The organism is Halomonas sp. BN3-1 (assembly GCF_003056325.1).
Classification (GTDB): domain Bacteria; phylum Pseudomonadota; class Gammaproteobacteria; order Pseudomonadales; family Halomonadaceae; genus Halomonas; species Halomonas litopenaei.
Genome location: NZ_PYVV01000005.1, coordinates 286877 through 304519, shown reverse-complemented (window position 1 = coordinate 304519; position 17643 = coordinate 286877). Strand labels below are relative to the sequence as shown.

Genomic DNA, 17643 nt, shown 5'->3' with positions numbered 1-17643 from the left:
ATGTACGTCTACCGCATCATGCTGCTGCTTGTGTTTTGCGGGTATCTGCTCTCGCCGCTGCTGATGACCGGCTGGGGCCAGCCCGGCAACGCCTGGTACCGCCCGTTCCTGATCTGGGGGGCACTGATCGCCCTGACGCTGTGGCTCGAGCAGAAGCGAGCGCTGGATGAGCGCTGAGCTCGTCTCCCTTGTACTGCTGGGGCTTGGCTACCTGTCGGCACTGTTCGCTACCGCCAGCGCGGTGGAGCGCGGCTGGATTCCGCGGCGGCTGGTCCACCACCCACTGATCGGCATCCTGGCCCTGGGCGTCTACGCCAACGCCTGGGCGGTGATCGGCAGTCTTGGCGTGGCCCACCAGCGGGGATTTGGTTATCTCGCCTACTACCTGGGTGCCGCCGGCGCCTTTGTGCTGGCACCGGTCCTGCTGCTGCCGTTGCAGCGCATGACGCGAACCCACCAGCTGTCTTCTCTGGCGGACCTGTTCGCCTTTCGTTTTCGCTCCCGCTGGGTCGGCACCTGCGTCACCCTGCTGAGCCTGGTAGCGGTCATGCCGCTGCTGGCGATGCAGGTGGAGGCCATGAGGCATGCCATCCATCGCTACACCGACGCTGCCTCTCCAGGCCTGCTGTCGCTGATGCTGTGTGCCTTGATCGCACTGTTCGCGATACTGTTCGGCGCCCGTCATACCCACGTCCATCGGCGCTACGACGGCTTGACCGCCGCCATCGGCCTGGAGTCGCTGATCAAGCTGGTCGCCTTTCTCGGGCTGGGCGCCTTTGCGCTCTACGCCATCTTCGACGGCCCCGGCGACCTGCAGCACTGGCTGGACGGGCCCGGCCGCGTCCACCAGGCACAGGCGAGCCAGTTCGATGCCGCCCAATGGAGAACCCTGCTGCTGCTGTTCTTCGCCGCTGCGCTACTGATGCCCCACATGTTTCACGTGACCTTCGCCCGCCCGCTCAGTCGCCGAACCCTGCTCAGCGCGGGCTGGGGGCTGCCGCTGGTGCTGCTGCTGATGGCACTGCCGGTGCCGCTGGTGCTGTGGGCCGGTCAGCGCATGGGGGTGGCCGATGATATCCAGGGGGCCGCCTACGTCATCTTCGCGCTGTCCGATAGCCCCGCCGTCACCGCCCTGGCCTTTGTCGCGGTACTGGCCGCCACCTGCGGCACCCTGATCCTGAGCGCGCTGGCGCTCGCCGGAATGGTGCTGAACCATCTGGTGCTGGTCGCCCATCCCCCGGTGGAGCACCCCGACCTCTATCGCTGGCTACGCTGGCTACGGCGCGGCCTGATCGGCGCCATCATTCTCGCCGGCTGGCTGTTCGCCCAGGCCGTCGACGCCAATACCGAGCTGACCCGACTGGGGCTGGTGGCGGTGGTTGGCATGGCTCAGTGTCTGCCGGGTCTGCTGGCCCTGCTGTACTGGCCCGGTGCCAACCGCAAGGGGGTGATGACCGGCCTCGGCCTGGGTGTGGCGATCTGGTGTGCCGGCCTGTGGCTGCCGCTGCTCAGCGACCTGCCGCCGCTGCTTGCGCCGCTGGACGCCTTGCTCGGGCTTCTCGGCGACGAGGCTGTCACCGACTCGCCCGCCTGGTACCCGGTCGCCCTGGTATCGCTTGGCGTCAACGGCCTGAGCCTGATTCTGGTGTCGCTGATCACCCCCACCTCCGCCGGAGAACGAGCGGCCGCCGAGGCCTGCTCGGTGGATGCGGTCATCCGCCCCAAGCGCCTGCCGCTGAATCTGGCCGACAGTGATGACGTCAGGCGGCGCCTGGCCATGGCGCTGGGCGACGAGGTCGCCGAGCGCGAAGTGACCCGGGCGCTGGCAAGCCTCCATCAATCTGCCAAGGATGCCAGGCCCTACGCGCTGCGACGTCTGCGCGACCGTATCCAGGCCAACCTGTCCGGCCTGATGGGCCCATCGGTCGCCCAGGACATCGTCGATCACTACCTGCCCTATCGGCGCGATGGGCGAGTGCCGAAGGAAGATATCCACTTCGTCGAAAGCCGCCTGGAGGCCTACCGATCTCGCCTCACTGGCCTCGCGCGGGAACTCGATGAGCTGCGACGTCACCATCGCCGCATGCTGACGCGACTGCCTGTCGGGCTGTGTGCCTTCGGTGACGACGGCGAGGTACTGATGTGGAACGACGCCCTGGCCGAGCTCAGCGAGATTTCCGGCGAGGAGATCATTGGCGCCCATCGCCAGGCCCTGCCCGCGCCCTGGGCCGAGCTGCTCGGGACCATTCTGGAAAGCGACAAGGACCGGCTTTACCAGGAAGCTGTGGAGCTGCCCCGGGGGTTGCGTTACGTCAGCCTGCTCAAGGCCAGCCTGGTGGACGAGCCGGCGGCAGACGCCGCTGGTGGCACGGTCATCCTGGTCGAGGACCACAGCGAGATGAAATGGCTGGAGAACGAACTCATCCACGCGGCTCGCCTCGCCTCCATCGGCCAGATGTCCGCCGGCGTGGCCCACGAGATTGGCAACCCCATCACCGGCATCTCATCGCTGGCCCAGAACCTGCGCTATGACACCACGGATCCCCACGTGCTCGAGACCGCCGAACAGATCCAGACACTGACCAAGCGCGTGTCGCGTATCGTTGGCTCACTGGTGGGCTTTGCCCACGGCGGTCGCCACGTCACCGGCAGCGACTTCGCGCCGGTATCGGCCAGGCATCTGGCCGACCAGGCGCTGCACTTGCTCAAGCTGGCCCGCAAGAGCGACGATGTTCGCTACGACAATCGCTGTCCGGCGCGGCTCGACATCACGGGAGACGAGCAGCGCCTGCTGCAGGTATTGATCAACCTGCTGAGCAATGCTCGTGACGCCAGCCCGGCCAACGGCCTAGTGGTCATCGACGCCGGCGAGGAAGGTGAGCGTCACTGGCTGTCGGTCACCGACCAGGGGCCCGGCATCGATCCCAGCGTGCGCGAAAACCTGTTCGAGCCCTTCACCACCACCAAGCCGCCAAGCCAAGGTACCGGTCTTGGTCTCGCCCTGGTGGTAAGCATCGTGGCCGAGCACCAGGGCAAGGTCGAGGTGGAGTCGCCCCTGCCGGGGCAGGCCGGTGGCACCAGAATTCAGGTATGGTTACCTTCTCCCGATGTCCATCGACCTGCCGGGGATATGCCGATCCATGAGCCGAATCCTGATCGTTGAAGACGAAGCCATCATCCGCAGCGCCCTGCGCCGCCTGCTCGAACGCCACGACCACCGCGTGTGCGAATGCGAGTCGGTGGAGCAGGCATGCGGGCAGGGCTTTGGCGAGTACGACCTGATCATCAGCGACCTGCGCCTGCCCGGTGCACCCGGCACCGACCTGATCAAGGCCGCCGCCCCCTGCCCGGTACTGATCATGACCAGCTACGCCAGCATGCGCTCGGCGGTGGATGCGCTGAAACTCGGCGCGGTGGACTACGTCGCCAAGCCGTTTGATCATGATGAACTGCTGGAAACCGTGGCTCGAGTACTGCACCGCCAGGCGAGTCAGCGCAGCACGCCGCCCGCCATCGCCGACGAGGGTGGACGGCGCCACACCATGATCGGCAACTGCCCGGCGATGCAGGCGGTCTACACCCGTATCCGCAAGACCGCCCCGGCAGACGTGACGGTACTGATTCAGGGTGAATCCGGTACCGGCAAGGAGCTGGTGGCCAAGGCCCTGCACCAGCAGAGCCGCCGTGCCGAGGCGCCGCTGGTCTGCGTCAACTGTGCAGCCATCCCCGAGACGCTGATCGAATCTGAGCTGTTCGGTCATGAGAAGGGCGCCTTTACCGGGGCCAGCGCCATGCGTACCGGACTGGTCGAGGCCGCCGACGGCGGCACCCTGTTCCTCGACGAGATCGGCGAATTGCCGCTGGACGCCCAGGCCCGATTGCTGCGGGTGCTGCAGGAAGGCGAGATACGCCGCATCGGTTCGGTGGAGACGCGCCACGTCGACGTTCGGCTGATCGCTGCCACCCACCGTGACCTGCGCGCCCTGTCACGCAGCGGAGACTTCCGTCTCGATCTCTACTACCGCTTGAACGTCATGCAGATCGACCTGCCTCCGCTGCGCGAGCGCGAGGACGACATTCTCGAGATTGCCGACGTGCTGCTGGCCAAGGCCTGCAAGCGCCACGCCCGCGACGGTCTGCACCTGTCTCGCGCCGCACGGCGGGACATCGCCGACTACCCCTGGCCAGGCAACGTCAGGGAGCTGGAAAATGCCCTGGAGCGTGGCGTGATCCTCGCTGAAGGCCAGTTGATCCATCCGGACGACCTGGGCCTGGCAACGGTGCCGGTAACGCGCCCGCCCAGTCCCCCCAAGGAGGCAGCCACGTCACTGGAGGCGCCCGCCTCCGAAAGATCCGACACGGCTACCGAGGACGACCTGTCGCTGGAAGACTACTTCCAGCACTTCGTACTCGAACATCAGGACCAGATGAGCGAGACGGAGCTGGCCAACAAGCTGGGAATTTCACGCAAGTGCCTGTGGGAGCGCCGCCAGCGTCTGGGCATCCCGCGCAAGAAGGCGGCGCGGCGCCACTGACGCGAGACCACAGGCTCAACACCCTGGGGCCCTCGCCCCGCGCTTCGCCCCGGCCTCCCTTGGGCCGCTCACCTTGCCCTCCCTTCGACTCACCCCTCGACTCACCCCTCGGCTCGCCCTTGCCTGCCGCTTCCTGCCATGCCCCCTGCTTTGGTTCATTCGACCATGGTGCAAGTGTCTGTAGCGATCAATACAGGCATTGTAGGCCCTGCACGCCAGCTACCTCTTGATGCACCGGTTGTTACCATCCCACACAGGGGAGTGCGCCAAAATGGGTAGCCCGAGGTAACACAAATGACCCGGCGGCTTGCTTCGAACCAACGACAATGAAGCAAGCGGCTGATAAAAAAGAAAAAAATCAAAGTAGGCACGACAACTGCAGTAAGTCTGGGCAAGAACAACAAATTCCGGCGATCGTGGGCAGCCAACAACAATAACCTGCACCGCCACGATCGAATCCGCCGCCCCAACAACAACAACAACGCTTCCAGGTGAAGCAGGCGGATTGGGCACTAGGCACCGCAGCCTTGACAACAACAATACGGACCTGCGGAGCTATCACTCGTCGAACAACAACAAGACGACGAGGCCCGGAGTACCAGGACGCGACGCGCCAACGATGACCGACCAACAAGAACAACAGGGTCGTCAGAGCGCACTCCCGGCAACAATGCCAATAATCCGGGAGGAGGCATGATCCCATGCCGTCGTGGTTGGACTATTGTTTTGAATACGAGACGGTCGCCGTCAGGAGCGCCAATAACAACAACATCATTGCTTGCCTGAAACTCCTTGGTGACTGTGGTGCGTATTCAAGGCGATGCGCCATCACGAAGAAAAATTAGCAGCACGGACGCTGCATCCTGCTTTGATGGGGAGGCCCTTGGCCTCCCCTTCTGCTGTCTGGCCTCCGAGCGTCAAGCCAGTCGTTGCCCCGCCAGACGAGACAGCCCCCAAGGGCTCAATCGCCATGGGCAACCGGACCTTTTGCGCCTCTTCGCAGCACGAACACTGCGCCGACTGTCGTCCTTGACACCCGAGCGGCTTTGTCCACTGCGCTTTGCAAGGCCGGGAGCGTCCGCTACACTCATCACCTTTCCGTACCCCGCGAGTCCAAATCGCCGCATGATCAAAGGATTTACCCGCTTTCTACAGAGCCCAGGCGAGCACTTGAAGTCGCTGTTCGGCGCTCAGGAAGCCGCCGCAGGACCGCCGATGCCCCGCGTACTCACACGCGACGAACACCCCGTGTCCCGTCGCCAGTTCAGCGAAGCCTCCCTCAAGGTGCTCTACCGCCTGCACAACGCCGGCTACGAAGCCTATCTGGTCGGAGGCTGCCTGCGTGACTCCCTGCTCGGGATCGCTCCCAAGGATTTCGACGTGGCCACCGACGCCACGCCGGAGCAGGTCAAGCAGCTGTTTCGCAATTCACGCATCATCGGCCGTCGCTTCCGTATCGTGCACGTGCGTTTCGGCCGCGAGGTCATCGAGGTCACCACCTTCCGTGGCAAGCCCCGTGACGACCACGGCGAGCATGTCGCCTCCCAGTCCGATGACGGCCTGCTGCTGCGCGACAACGTCTGGGGCAATATCGAGGAAGACGCGCTGCGTCGCGACTTCACCGTCAACGCCCTGTACTACAGCATTGCCGACTTCAGCCTGCATGACTTCGCCGGCGGGGTCGACGACATCGAGTCGCGTACCCTGCGCCTGATCGGCGACCCGGAGACCCGCTACCGCGAGGACCCGGTGCGCATGCTCAGGGCCATCCGCTTCGCCGCCAAGCTCGACTTCGATATCGCCCCGGATACCGAGGCGCCGATCGCCGAGATGGCGCCGCTGCTGTTGCAGATTCCTCCGGCGCGGCTATTCGACGAGATCCTCAAGCTGTTCCTGTCCGGCGAGGGTCTGACCACCTTCCGTCTGCTGCGGGACTATGGCCTGTTCGCGATGCTGTTCCCCGAAGCCGACGAGTGCATGGCCGAGCTACCCTGGGCCGAGCCGCTGATCGAGCAGGCACTGGAAAGCACCGACCGTCGCATTCGCGAGGATCGCCCGGTCACGCCCGCCTTCCTGCTGGCCGCCTTCATGTGGGGGCCGGTGCAGCTGCGCCAGCGTGATCTCGAGGCCGACGGCATGCCTCCCGTTCCGGCCCTGCAGACCGCCGCCCAGCAGGTCATCAGCCGCGAGCTGCAGCACGTATCACTGCCCAAGCGCTTCAGCATGCCGATGCGAGACATCTGGGACCTGCAGCAGCGTCTGCCGCTACGTCGTGGCAAGCGTGCCTTCCAGACCCGTGACCATCCGCGCTTCCGTGCCGCCTACGACTTCCTGCTGCTGCGCGAGGCCGCCGGCGAACTCGAACCGGGACTGGGTGACTGGTGGACCGCCTTTCAGGAAGCCGACGAGCACGAACAGCGCCGTCTGCTGGGCAAGGTAGGCGCCGACCCTGCCGGCACCGCCGCCCCGCGCAAGCGCCGTCGCCGGCGGCGCAAGCCGCGCCCGCAACAACCGCCGCAGTCGGACGAGTGAACCAGGTGGGGCGCCATACCCAGGCCTTTATCGGCCTCGGCAGCAATCTCGACGCCCCCCGTCGTCAGGTCGAGCAGGCTCTCGAGGAGCTCGACCGGCTGCCGTTGACGCGTCGAGTCGCGGCCTCTCGGCTGTACGCCAGCCGCCCGGTCGGTCCCCAGGACCAGCCCGACTACGTCAACGCCGTGGCCGAACTCCACACCCGGCTGTCGCCGCTGGCCCTGCTCGACCAACTGCAGGCGCTGGAGCAACGTCATCGACGCGTACGCCAGCGCCACTGGGGGCCCCGCACCCTGGATCTCGACCTGTTGTGGATGGGCAACGCCGAGTGGCGCCACCCGCGCCTCACGCTGCCACACCCGGAATTGGTAAACCGCGCCTTCGTGGTACTGCCGCTGGCCGAGATCGCCACAGACCTCAGATTGCCCGACGGTCAGACCCTGGCATCGCTGGCCGAGCGCTGGAACGGCGCCCTCACCTCGGGTGATCTATCCCCATTGAACGCCACCGAGGCCGTTCGCTGAGCACCTGGAGCCCAGGTGGCCCGAAGCCTCCAGGCACTCACTAGACGCCGATCGACCTCTACCACTTTGGTCGCTGTTACCTTGAACCCTGCTCTGCCTTGGTCAACGTTACCTATCGACACAGATTCACCCATCGGTAACAATCCGCGGTGATCACTCTGGGGCGGTCATAGAAGTCGCCCCACCGCCAACACGAGAACACGCCATGACTTCCGTCACCCTGAGCTCGCTGAAGGCTCGCAAGCGCGCCGGTGAACCCTTCAGCTGCCTGACCGCCTATGACGCCTCCTTTGCCGCCGCCGCCGGGCGCGCCGGCATCGACGTGCTGCTGGTCGGGGATTCCCTTGGCATGGTCCTGCAGGGGCACGACAGCACCCTGCCGGTCACCATGGACGACATCCTCTACCACACCCGCTGCGTGGCACGCGGCAAGGGCGACAGCCTGTTGATGGTCGATCTGCCATTCATGGGCAATCCCAGTCGCGAGCGCCTGCTGGACAACGCCGCCGCGCTGATGCGGGCCGGCGCCGAGCTGGTCAAGGTCGAGGGTGAGGGCTGGATGGCCGATGACATCCGTGAACTCACCCGTCGCGGGGTGCCCGTCTGCGCCCATCTGGGGCTGACCCCCCAGACCGTGCATCAGCTCGGTGGCTATAAGGTCCAGGGACGCGAGGCCGAAGCCGCCAGCCGTATCCTCGAGGACGCCCGGGCGCTGGTCGAGGCCGGCGCCTCGGTGATCCTGCTGGAGTGCGTGCCGGCGAGTCTCGGTCGTGCCGTCAGTGAAGCTCTGGAAGTGCCGGTGATCGGTATCGGCGCCGGCCCCGACACCGACGGCCAGATCCTGGTGATGCACGACGTGCTCGGCGTGACCCACGGGCGGACCCCGCGCTTCGTCAAGAACTTCCTGGCCGAAGCCGAGGACATCGAAGGCGCCTTCCGTCGCTACCACGAAGCGGTGCTGGCGCGGGAGTTCCCGGCTGCCGAGCACTGCTTCTAGGAGGTCTGCGATGCACGTCCATTCCGCCATCGCCAAGCTTCGCGAAGCGCTCGCGCCTCACCGCCGCAGTGGTGCCCGCATCGGCCTGGTGCCGACCATGGGCAACCTTCACCAGGGCCACCTGGCGCTGGTGGAAGCGGCCCGCGAGCGCTGCGACCTGGTGGTCGCCTCGATCTTTGTCAATCCGCTGCAGTTCGGCCCCAGCGAAGACCTGGACAACTATCCGCGCACCCTAGAGGCCGACCTGGCCAAGCTCGAGGCCGCCGGCTGCGACATGGTCTTCACCCCGACCCCGGCGACCATGTACCCCGACGGCCTCGACGGCCAGACCCTGGTGCGGGTGCCCGAGGTCAGCGAAGGCCTGTGTGGCGGCGCCCGCCCCGGCCACTTCGACGGCGTCTCGACCGTGGTCAGCATGCTGTTCCATATCGTCCAGCCTGACCTCGCCTGCTTCGGCGAAAAGGACTACCAGCAACTGGCGGTCATTCGCCGCATGGTCCGCGACATGCACATGCCGATCGAGATCGTCGGGGTGCCCACGGTGCGCGAGGCCTCGGGACTGGCGCTATCGTCGCGCAACGGCTACCTGAGCGAGGCCGAGCACGCCACCGCCGCCGAACTGCAGGCCACCCTGGCAATGCTTGCGCGCAGCCTCGAGGCCGGCGCCGACATCGACGCCAGCCTGACAGAGGGCCGCGCGCGTCTGGCCTCCCACGGCTTTGCTCCCGACTATCTGGAGCTGCGCGCCCGCGACCTCGGCACGGTGACCGCCACCACCCGTGACGCCATCCTGCTGGTGGCCGCCCGTCTCGGCGCCACGCGACTGATCGACAACCTCACTGTGACGCTACCTCGATAGGAGCCCCCTAGATGTACACCATCATGCTCAAGGCCAAGCTGCACATGGCTCGCGTGACCCACGCCGTGCTCAACTACGAAGGCTCCTGCGCCATCGACGGTGAACTGCTCGACCTCGCCGGTATCCGCGAAAACGAACAGATCCAGATCTACAACGTCGAGAACGGCCAGCGCTTCACCACCTATGCCATCCGTGCCGAGGAAGGCTCCAAGGTGATTTCGGTCAACGGCGCCGCGGCCCACCTGGCGAGCGAAGGCCAGCGCGTGATCATCTGCAGCTACGCCCACTACAGCGACAGCGAACTCGACCAGCACAAGCCCTCCCTGGTCTACCTCCAGGAAGGCAACGAGATCAGCCACACCAGCAACGCCATCCCGGTCCAGCTGGCCTGATTCGACCGCACCCCGACAGGAGCGCACCACCATGGCATCGCTGAAGGAACAACTCGGCTCGCTGGTCTACTCCACCGAACACGGCGACATCTGCCCGGACTGCCGTGAACCGAAGGACGCCTGCCGCTGCGACGAGATCCAGGACCAGGCGCGCCTGGCCAGCCTGGATGGGGTGGTGCGAATCCGCCGGGAAACCAGCGGGCGCAAGGGCAAGGGTGTCACCACCATCGACGGCGTGCCGCTTGCCGACAAGGAGTTGAAGGCCCTGGCCAAGGAGCTGAAGAAGCGCTGCGGCACCGGTGGCGCGCTGAAGGACGGCGTCATCGAGATCCAGGGCGACCATCGCCAGGTGTTGAAAGACGCCCTGGAGAAGAAAGGCTACAGGGTCAAGCTGGCCGGAGGCTGAGCTCTGGCTCGTCTGAAAACTGGCTGGGCCGGCGCCTAGCCCAGGTCCCGGACCAGCGCTTCCAGCGCCTGATCGGCCGGGGCCTCGAGCTTGACGTCGAACAGTTCATCGGCGCGGGTGCGCCCCAGATTGATGCAGGCCACCGGGCGTCCCGCCTTCACGCTTTCGCGCACGAAGCGAAAGCCGGAATAGACCATCAGCGAACTGCCGACCACCAGCAGGGCGTCGCTGTCCTCGAGCAGCCCTCGGGCGCTGGCCAGCGTCGCCGCTGGCACGTTGTCGCCGAAGAACACCACATCGGGCTTCCAGATACCGTCGCCACAGCGGCCACAGGAGGGCACCCGAAAGCTCGAGAAGTCCGCCTCCAGATCCGCATCGCCGTCCGGCGCAGGCCGCACCGGCGACGTTTGCGCCACCCACTGCGGATTGCAGCGTGCCAGCTCATCGTGCAGGGCATGGCGCATCTGGCGCGCACCGCAGCTCATGCACACCACCAGATCCGCCCTGCCGTGCAGATCGATGACCCGCCGGGAGCCCGCGCGCTGGTGCAGTCCATCGACGTTCTGGGTGATCACCCCGGAGACCTTGCCGCGCAGCTCAAGCTCGGCGATGGCCCGGTGCGCCGCGTTGGGACTGGCCTCATTGAGCACCCGAAAGCCGATCATCGCCCGCGCCCAGTAGCGCTGACGCGAGGCGTGGCGAGACATGAAGTCGCGATGATCGATCGGCGGCGAGCGCTTCCACTCGCCCTGGGCGTCGCGATAGTCGGGGATACCGCTGGCGGTGCTGATGCCGGCGCCACTGAGCACGGCGATGCGCCGGTGACGACAGACGAGAGCGTACAGCGCATCCATCGCCGACGCTGACGCTTCTCGGTTGACGCAAGTTCGAGCCTCGCTACCGCCGCCGACATTCGTCATTGCTCCTCCCCTTGTGACCGCGCACCAGCACCCGGGACAGGCCCGCCGGCCCTGCCCCCATGGCCAAGACTACCCCCGGGCGATCGATAAGACCAAGGGCGCCATGGCCCAACAGGCACGTCGTTGTCTACAATGGACGGGATTCTTCACGGGCAAGGAGTGCCGATGGCCTGGCTGGACTACCTGCTGCCGCTGTTCTTTCTGTTCCCCCTCGCGGCGGCCGCCACGGTGGTGGTGGCACTCCGAAGCCTGCACGACGCGCGAGTACGCTCGCCGTTCGACGCCCATCCACTGCGTGAGCCTGGGCAGGCCCTGCGCGATCGGCTGGATCGCGCCTTCGCCACCCTGTTCCTCAACGCCGCCCTCGGCCCCGTACTGGTGCTGACCCCACTGGTCTACGGCATGGGCAGGATGCTGTTCTCGCGCCACCAGAACTGGATCGAATGGGCGCTCTACGGTGTGCTGTGCACACTGCTGGCGATCGTGGTCAGCTTCCGACTGATGCGTGACTACCAGCGTATCCGTCGACTGAAGCTGGGGCTCGCCTGCGAACTGGCCGTGGGCCAGGAACTCGAACGCCTGATTCGCCCCGAGGCCCACCCCTACTTCGTGTTCCACGACGTACCCGCCGACACCTTCGTGATCGACCACGTGGCGATCACCCCCCACGCCGTCTTCGTCATCGAGACCCGTGCCCGCACCCCGGCCATCAGTCCCGCCGGCGAGACCGAGGACACCGTGGTGGTCGAGCACGAGCGCCTGCGCTTTCCCGGCTGGATGGAGCGACGCCCCCAGCGCAAGGCCCGCCAGGCCACCCGCTGGGTCGCTTCCTGGCTATGTCGCGAACTGGGGCAGCCGGTGCCGGTCAAGGGCATCCTTGCCCTGCCCGGCTGGAAGATCGAACGTGAGGTCCCCGACGACGATCTTGCCGTGGTCAGCGGCGAAGGCCTGGCCGCCCATCTGACCGACGCCTGCCCTGGTATCGCGCCGATGGATCCGACGCTGCACGACCGGGTCATCGAGGCCTTGAACCGGCGAACACTGACGCGGGAACTTGGCCACCTGGAAGGCCCGTCCATCTAGGCTCTGTCCGAAAAGTCGACGAGCGAAGGTTAGACAAGGCAAAAATCGGTGAGAAAGCGCAGTTTACGGGGTGTAAATGAGCATTTTGACCGGGCTGGCGCACCAGACGATTTTTAACGCAGTATTACCGAGCGCAGGCACTTTTCGGACGAGCCCTAGAAGCGGCGCAGCTCGATCCGGCTGGGGCAGCGTCCATGATCCACCGGAGCGAAACTCTTTCTGGCCGGAAAGTCATCGATATGCTCCGCCTCCAGGCCGATGCGCACCTCGGTGAGCAGTCGGTTGCCCGAGCCCCCGCACTGCAGCGACAGGGAGCTGCCGGTACCCCGGCCGAAAGCCTCCTCGAAGGCCGCGATCAGCGCATTGCGCCTGACCGTCGAGCCTCGATTGTCCCGCATGAAGTCCCCCAGGGCCCCGGCGTTGACGATCTCGGTCAGCGCCAGGGCACCGTCGAAGAAGTCATCATCGCTGATCGACAGGCAGGCACCGTGCTTGGCGTACTCGTAACGGTCGAGGCAGCTGGCCCTGCCGGGCATGGCGTCGTCGAGCTCCTGTTCAAGCGATGAGCCGATATCGATGGCAGGCCCTGCCTGGCAGAAATCGCCCGCTGGCCTCGGGCGTTCAAGAAAGCAGCCCTGGCGGCGCCACTCGCTGACACTGACGCCCTGTGAGATCAGCCTGACGGGGCGTGACGGCCACAGCCCGTGGATCACGAAGCCATCGTCGGCCCCGACCATCAGCGACGGATCCCGGCACTCTCGTGGCGGCTGACGACGGCTGGCGCAGAACCCGGGATGCCAGGTCAGCGCCAGCACATAATGATCGAAGTGCTCTCGCTCGAGATCCTCCAGTGCCTCACGCTGCTCCTGCGGCTCGTGGGCCTGGGCGCCAGCGACCATGGTGAGGGCCAGCAGCACCGCAGCCAGCGCGCGCCATGGTTGCCGTCGACGGGCTCCCCGGCCGCCCTGCCGCCTTGCAATCGGCGACCACAGTTGGCAAGGTGCGCCGCCTCGCTTCAATCCTCTTTCGTCTTTCTCGGATGACTGTCTCATGAACCTGATCACCTTCGATCCGTTACGGAGTCTGGGGGTCCCGGGGGCGCGATACATCAAGCCTGAGCACATGAATGACCATCGCCAGGCCCTGGCCGATGCCGACGCCCTGCTGTTCCCCGAATACTGGCAGATCAATGCCCTGGCCTACGGCCTCAATCCGCGCGTCTTTCCCAGTCTACCCAGCTATCACCTGGGTCACGACAAGATCGAACAGACCCGCGCCTTCCAGGCCTGCTGCCCCGAGGCAACGCCCGATACCGCCATCCTCGGGGTCAATTCAGACGCCATCCACCAGGTGGAGGCGCGCTTCGGCTACCCGTTCGTGGTCAAGCGGGTGCGCAGCTCCATGGGCGAAGGCGTGCGCCTGATTCGCTCCCGCGAGGCGCTGATCGATCACCTGTCCAGCGAGAATCTGCTCTACGCCCAGCGCTACCTGCCCATCGAACGCGACCTGCGCATCGTGGTGGTCGGGCGCAGGGTGCTGGCCGCCTACTGGCGCGAGAGCCCGCTGGGCGACTTTCGCACCAATGTGGCACGCGGCGGCGAGATCCGCCACGACCCGGTACCGGCCTCCGCCATCGAGCTTGCCACCACCCTGGCCCAGCGCCTGGGCATCGATCATGCCGGCTTCGACATCGCCATGGTCGACGACGCCCCGATGGTGCTGGAGTTCAACCGGCTGTTCGGCAACCAGGGCATCGACTCCCCCGAGACCAGCGTGGGAGAGGCGATCATCGAACACCTCGAGCAGGATAGCTGGCGCCAGGCGGCCTGATCCTTGAGCCTTGCTGGTCGCCGCTCTCGGAGCTATCCCCCTTCACAAGATCGACCACAAGAAAACGGGCCACCGTCGCAATGACGGTGGCCCGGGCAGTCGGCGTTGAGCGCTGATTACAGCCGTGAAGGATGGCTCGCCGGGTCGCCCTCCTGGTGGGGCTTGTCGTCATGAGCGACACCGTGGTGCTCCCCTTCCGGCAACTCCCAGGTGCCTTCCTCGGTCCAGGGATCATCCTCGGGGAATTCCTCGATATAGATTTCCTTGTCGGTGTAGTCGGGCTGATAGCGCAGATCGTAGTGGGCCGCCCGCACGGTCGAGATGCACAACAACAGCGCCACCAGCAGCAAGGGCACCCCCCCTACCACCGAGGCCGTCTGCAGGGTCTCGAGTCCACCGATGAACATCAGCACCGCCGGCATGAACGACAGCGCAAAGGCCCAGAACAGTCGATTCCAGCGCATCGGTTCCTCGTCGACCTCCTTCTGTACCACCGCCGCCAGGATGTAGGAGATGGAGTCGAAAGTGGTGGCGGTGAAGATCAGCGCCAGCAGGGTGAAGGCGAAGATCACCAGGTAGCTCAGCGGCAGGGTCGACAGGGTCGCGAAGATCGCCGCCGTGGGGCTCTGCTCATTAAGGATGGTGACCAGATCCAGGGTGCCGGACAGCTGCAGGTAGAGACCGTAGTTGCCGAGGATGATGAAGAAAAGGGCGCATCCCAGGGTACCGAAGAAGATCGAGCCCGCGACCATGGAGCGGATGGTGCGGCCGCGGGAGATGCGCGCGATGAACAGGCCGACGCTGGGGGCGAACACCAGCCACCAGGCCCAGTAGAAGATGGTCCAGTCCTGAGGGAAGTGGGTGTCCTGGAAATTCTCGAAGCGGGCGAAGGGCTCGGTCCAGGTGCCCATGTGCACCAGATTGCTGAGCACCCTGCCAAGGGCATCCAGGCCGGTGCTGGCCATGAACTGGGTCGGCCCGACGATGAAGACGAAGGTCAGCAGCGATACCGCTAGCCAGAAGTTGATGTCCGACAGCACCTTGATGCCCTTCTTGAGGCCGACGAAGGCGCTGTAGCCGAAGACAACGGTACACAGCATCAGCACGAAGATGCGCGTCGCCAGGGTCTTCGGAAAACCGAACAGCTCATGCAGCCCCTCGTTGATCAAGGGCGCCGCCAGTCCCAGGGTGGTGGCACCGCCGCCCAGCATACCGAACACGAACAGCACGTCGATCAGCTTGCCCGGCCAGCGGTGGGCTCGGCTCTCGCCCAGCACCGGCATCAGCGCCTCGCTGATCTTGAGCACGCTGTGATTGCGCACGTAGTAGAAGTAGGCAATGGGAATCGCCGGGATCAGATAGATCGACCAGGCCACCGGCCCCCAGTGGAAGATACCGTAGGCCGCCGCCCAGCGTGCCGCATCCGGCGACTGAGGTTCCACATGGAAGGGTGGCGCCTGGTAGTAGTAGATCCACTCGATCATCGACCAGTAGAGGATCGAGGCGCCGATACCGGCGCAGAACAGCATCGCCGCCCAGGACAGGGTCGAGAACTCCGGCTGCTCCTCAGGGTCACCCAGCTTGATCTGGCCGATATCGCTGAACACGATGAACAGCATGAAGCCGCTGGCCCCGAGCCCCAGGGCCAGATACAGCACACCGAGCTCATTGGTAATGAAGTTCTTGGCCGCGATGACCCAGGTTGCCCCCTGTTCGGGGAACACCACCAGAGGCAGAGTGACAGCAAGGAGGAGAAACAGCGAACCGAAGAAGGTGGGCTTGTCGATCGCATCAAAGCCTTGATCGGAAGAGGCGGGGGAGGATTTCCTTTTCACGGGCCATACCTTGTTATCGTTTTCCCCAGTATACGCAGTCTTGCTGCATCAAACGTCATCCATTGACTTAAGCCGCGCAGCGACAAACGCCCTATCGTCCGCCGCTGGACTCCCTTGGCCGGAACGCCCTGGTTCAATCACCACATAGTTTGCCGCCCACCTCCTGGGCCAGGTCGACCGCTTGAGAATCGCGCTCGAGCGGCTCGCCTACAACCGTTCAATCACCGCGTAGCTTTCCGCCCATCTCTTGCGCCAGGTCGACCGCGTAGTGGTCCGTCATCCCACCGATAAAGTCGAGCATGCGTCGATAGCTGTCGTACAGGGACCAGGACGGCAGCGGGGTGTTCTCGCCGATCAGCGCCAGCACCCGTTGGTGCTTGAAGCTCGAATGGCCGGTGTGGTGCAACTCGTGGGCCGCGCCGATAAAGGCCTCGAGCAGAATGCCGAGGGTGGTGTAGGCACCGATCTCCAGCTTGGCCTTGCGGGTATTGCGGAAGATGCGCTTGCGCGCCAGCTGCTTGGCCAGCTTGACCCCCCAGTCCAGATCCGGGTGGCACAGCTCCAGCAGGTCATCCTGAAGCGTCCCGGAAAGCAGCTCCTGCTCATGCTCGACGAACACCTGGCCCACGTCGGTGACCGCTCGCTCCATGGCCGCCCCTCGCAGCGCCGCGATACGCCGGCGTTGAGACACACCGGCTCGGTTCATCTCGGCGTAGTCCGACGGCTCGCCACCGGCGATCTGGGTCAGGATCTCGGCCACCTCGTCGAAGGCCAGGATATCCATCTCCACCCCGTCCTCGAGGTCAAGCAGGGCGTAGCAGATGTCATCGGCGGCCTCCACCAGCCAGGCCAGCGGATGGCGACACCAGCGGTGCTCGCCCTGGGGAATCAGTCCCAGATGGTCGGCCACCTGCTCAAGTGCACCGAGTTCGCTCTGATAGCAGCCGAACTTGCCGGCCTTGCCACCGTGGGTCACCGTCCACGGATACTTGAGCAGGGTACCGAGGGTCGCTGCGGTCAGGCGCATGCCGCCGCGAAACTGGTTGTACTCGATCTGGGTGACGATACGAAAGCCCTGGGCGTTGCCTTCGTAGGTCAGCAGGTCCTCGCGCTCCAGCGGCGACAGTCCATCGAGCAGCCCGCTGCCGTTGACCTCGGCGCACTTGAACCAGTCGCGGATGGCGTATTCACCGGCATGGCCAAAAGGTGGGTTGCCGATGTCGTGCCCCAGACAGGCCGCCTGGATGATTACCCCCAGATCCGCCGGAGTGATCCAGTCGGGCAGGCGGTCACGCAGCAGCTCGCCCACGCTCATGCCCAGGGAGCGGCCGACGCAGCCCACTTCAAGCGAGTGGGTCAGGCGGGTGTGGATATGGTCGTTGTCGGTGAGGGGATGCACCTGGGTCTTGCGTCCCAGGCGACGAAAGGAGCCGGCGAAGACGATGCGATCGTGATCCTTGTGGAAGGGACTGCGTCCCACCTCGTCACGAGTCCCGCCACGCGGATCGTGCAGTCGGCCCGGATCGAGCAGTCGTTCCCAGTTCATGGTCTTCATCGATGGCCCCTCCTTGTGGCCCTCCATTCTGACACCCGGGACGACACCTGCAAGGCCACGACCGCGAGGTCGCCAGGACCCTCATGACAGGCCCTAGGCGCATCGATGGAAAGTCGATGGAAAGGCCCGGTGGATACACCTCCACCGGGCCCTCTTTCTTTAGCGACGCTTTAGC

15 protein-coding genes are annotated in these 17643 nt (G+C 65.4%); 11 read left to right on the top strand and 4 right to left on the bottom strand.

Annotation, left to right across the window (positions count from 1 at the left end; genetic code table 11):
• The 9 genes from C9F12_RS22810 (at position 1) to C9F12_RS09455 (ending at position 10245) form a co-directional block, all read left to right on the top strand.
• Positions 1 to 177 (top strand): hypothetical protein, encoded by a 177-nt coding sequence (locus C9F12_RS22810; RefSeq protein WP_045993292.1) that lies wholly within the window; start codon positions 1 to 3, stop codon positions 175 to 177.
• Positions 167 to 3163, top strand: a complete 2997-nt coding sequence (locus C9F12_RS09490) for an ATP-binding protein (RefSeq protein ID WP_108448696.1) — start codon at positions 167 to 169, stop codon at positions 3161 to 3163. Before C9F12_RS22810 ends, C9F12_RS09490 begins: the two co-directional genes overlap by 11 nt.
• Positions 3141 to 4535 carry a sigma-54 dependent transcriptional regulator gene (locus C9F12_RS09485; protein ID WP_108448695.1) on the top strand — a complete coding sequence of 465 codons (1395 nt, stop codon included), beginning with the start codon at positions 3141 to 3143 and terminating at the stop codon, positions 4533 to 4535. Before C9F12_RS09490 ends, C9F12_RS09485 begins: the two co-directional genes overlap by 23 nt.
• A gap of 1125 nt (positions 4536 to 5660) precedes the next feature.
• Positions 5661 to 7067, top strand: coding sequence for a polynucleotide adenylyltransferase PcnB (gene pcnB / locus C9F12_RS09480; protein WP_045993295.1), 1407 nt, complete (start codon positions 5661 to 5663; stop codon positions 7065 to 7067).
• A gap of 5 nt (positions 7068 to 7072) precedes the next feature.
• Entirely contained in the window at positions 7073 to 7591 is a 519-nt protein-coding gene (gene folK, locus C9F12_RS09475) for a 2-amino-4-hydroxy-6-hydroxymethyldihydropteridine diphosphokinase (protein ID WP_045993296.1), read from the top strand.
• Positions 7592 to 7796: 205 nt separating this feature from the next.
• A complete protein-coding gene (gene panB, locus C9F12_RS09470; RefSeq protein ID WP_045993297.1) occupies positions 7797 to 8588 on the top strand; it encodes a 3-methyl-2-oxobutanoate hydroxymethyltransferase in 792 nt (263 codons plus the stop codon).
• A gap of 10 nt (positions 8589 to 8598) precedes the next feature.
• The gene (gene panC / locus C9F12_RS09465) at positions 8599 to 9447 is read left to right on the top strand and encodes a pantoate--beta-alanine ligase (RefSeq protein ID WP_108448694.1); all 849 of its coding nucleotides are present in this window, start codon (positions 8599 to 8601) and stop codon (positions 9445 to 9447) included.
• 11 nt (positions 9448 to 9458) lie between these two features.
• Complete coding sequence (panD, locus tag C9F12_RS09460; protein ID WP_045993299.1) at positions 9459 to 9839, top strand: aspartate 1-decarboxylase; 381 nt, start codon at positions 9459 to 9461, stop codon at positions 9837 to 9839.
• 31 nt (positions 9840 to 9870) lie between these two features.
• Positions 9871 to 10245 (top strand): translation initiation factor Sui1, encoded by a 375-nt coding sequence (locus tag C9F12_RS09455; protein ID WP_045993300.1) that lies wholly within the window; start codon positions 9871 to 9873, stop codon positions 10243 to 10245.
• A 35-nt stretch (positions 10246 to 10280) separates the two neighbouring features.
• Here the strand turns inward: C9F12_RS09455 and C9F12_RS09450 are convergent, their stop codons facing one another.
• Positions 10281 to 11165, bottom strand: coding sequence for an NAD-dependent protein deacetylase (locus C9F12_RS09450; protein WP_108448693.1), 885 nt, complete (start codon positions 11163 to 11165; stop codon positions 10281 to 10283).
• Positions 11166 to 11330: 165 nt separating this feature from the next.
• On the opposite strand from C9F12_RS09450, the gene C9F12_RS09445 reads away from it, so the two are divergent.
• Complete coding sequence (locus C9F12_RS09445; protein WP_045993302.1) at positions 11331 to 12248, top strand: nuclease-related domain-containing protein; 918 nt, start codon at positions 11331 to 11333, stop codon at positions 12246 to 12248.
• Positions 12249 to 12403: 155 nt separating this feature from the next.
• Here the strand turns inward: C9F12_RS09445 and C9F12_RS09440 are convergent, their stop codons facing one another.
• On the bottom strand, positions 12404 to 13165 hold the full coding sequence (locus tag C9F12_RS09440) for a ribonuclease I (protein WP_239452533.1): 762 nt from the start codon (positions 13163 to 13165) through the stop codon (positions 12404 to 12406).
• A gap of 133 nt (positions 13166 to 13298) precedes the next feature.
• Here C9F12_RS09440 and C9F12_RS09435 point away from each other — a divergent pair, with 133 nt between their 5' ends.
• A complete protein-coding gene (locus C9F12_RS09435) occupies positions 13299 to 14078 on the top strand; it encodes a hypothetical protein (RefSeq protein ID WP_108448692.1) in 780 nt (259 codons plus the stop codon).
• A gap of 116 nt (positions 14079 to 14194) precedes the next feature.
• On the opposite strand, the gene C9F12_RS09430 is transcribed toward C9F12_RS09435, so the two are convergent.
• Positions 14195 to 15913, bottom strand: coding sequence for a BCCT family transporter (locus C9F12_RS09430; protein ID WP_108448691.1), 1719 nt, complete (start codon positions 15911 to 15913; stop codon positions 14195 to 14197).
• A gap of 217 nt (positions 15914 to 16130) precedes the next feature.
• The gene (locus C9F12_RS09425) at positions 16131 to 17468 is read right to left on the bottom strand and encodes a deoxyguanosinetriphosphate triphosphohydrolase (RefSeq protein ID WP_045992376.1); all 1338 of its coding nucleotides are present in this window, start codon (positions 17466 to 17468) and stop codon (positions 16131 to 16133) included.
• Positions 17469 to 17643 lie beyond the last annotated feature (175 nt).

Bases quoted from the DNA above. Each gene is read 5' to 3' on its own strand.
- C9F12_RS22810 (WP_045993292.1), top strand. From the start codon at position 1: ATGTACGTCTACCGCATCATGCTGCTGCTTGTGTTTTGCGGGTATCTG.
- C9F12_RS09490 (WP_108448696.1), top strand. From the start codon at position 167: ATGAGCGCTGAGCTCGTCTCCCTTGTACTGCTGGGGCTTGGCTACCTG.
- C9F12_RS09485 (WP_108448695.1), top strand. From the start codon at position 3,141: ATGAGCCGAATCCTGATCGTTGAAGACGAAGCCATCATCCGCAGCGCC.
- pcnB (WP_045993295.1), top strand. From the start codon at position 5,661: ATGATCAAAGGATTTACCCGCTTTCTACAGAGCCCAGGCGAGCACTTG.
- panB (WP_045993297.1), top strand. From the start codon at position 7,797: ATGACTTCCGTCACCCTGAGCTCGCTGAAGGCTCGCAAGCGCGCCGGT.
- panC (WP_108448694.1), top strand. From the start codon at position 8,599: ATGCACGTCCATTCCGCCATCGCCAAGCTTCGCGAAGCGCTCGCGCCT.
- panD (WP_045993299.1), top strand. From the start codon at position 9,459: ATGTACACCATCATGCTCAAGGCCAAGCTGCACATGGCTCGCGTGACC.
- C9F12_RS09455 (WP_045993300.1), top strand. From the start codon at position 9,871: ATGGCATCGCTGAAGGAACAACTCGGCTCGCTGGTCTACTCCACCGAA.
- C9F12_RS09450 (WP_108448693.1), bottom strand. From the start codon at position 11,165: ATGACGAATGTCGGCGGCGGTAGCGAGGCTCGAACTTGCGTCAACCGA.
- C9F12_RS09445 (WP_045993302.1), top strand. From the start codon at position 11,331: ATGGCCTGGCTGGACTACCTGCTGCCGCTGTTCTTTCTGTTCCCCCTC.
- C9F12_RS09435 (WP_108448692.1), top strand. From the start codon at position 13,299: ATGAACCTGATCACCTTCGATCCGTTACGGAGTCTGGGGGTCCCGGGG.
- C9F12_RS09425 (WP_045992376.1), bottom strand. From the start codon at position 17,468: ATGAAGACCATGAACTGGGAACGACTGCTCGATCCGGGCCGACTGCAC.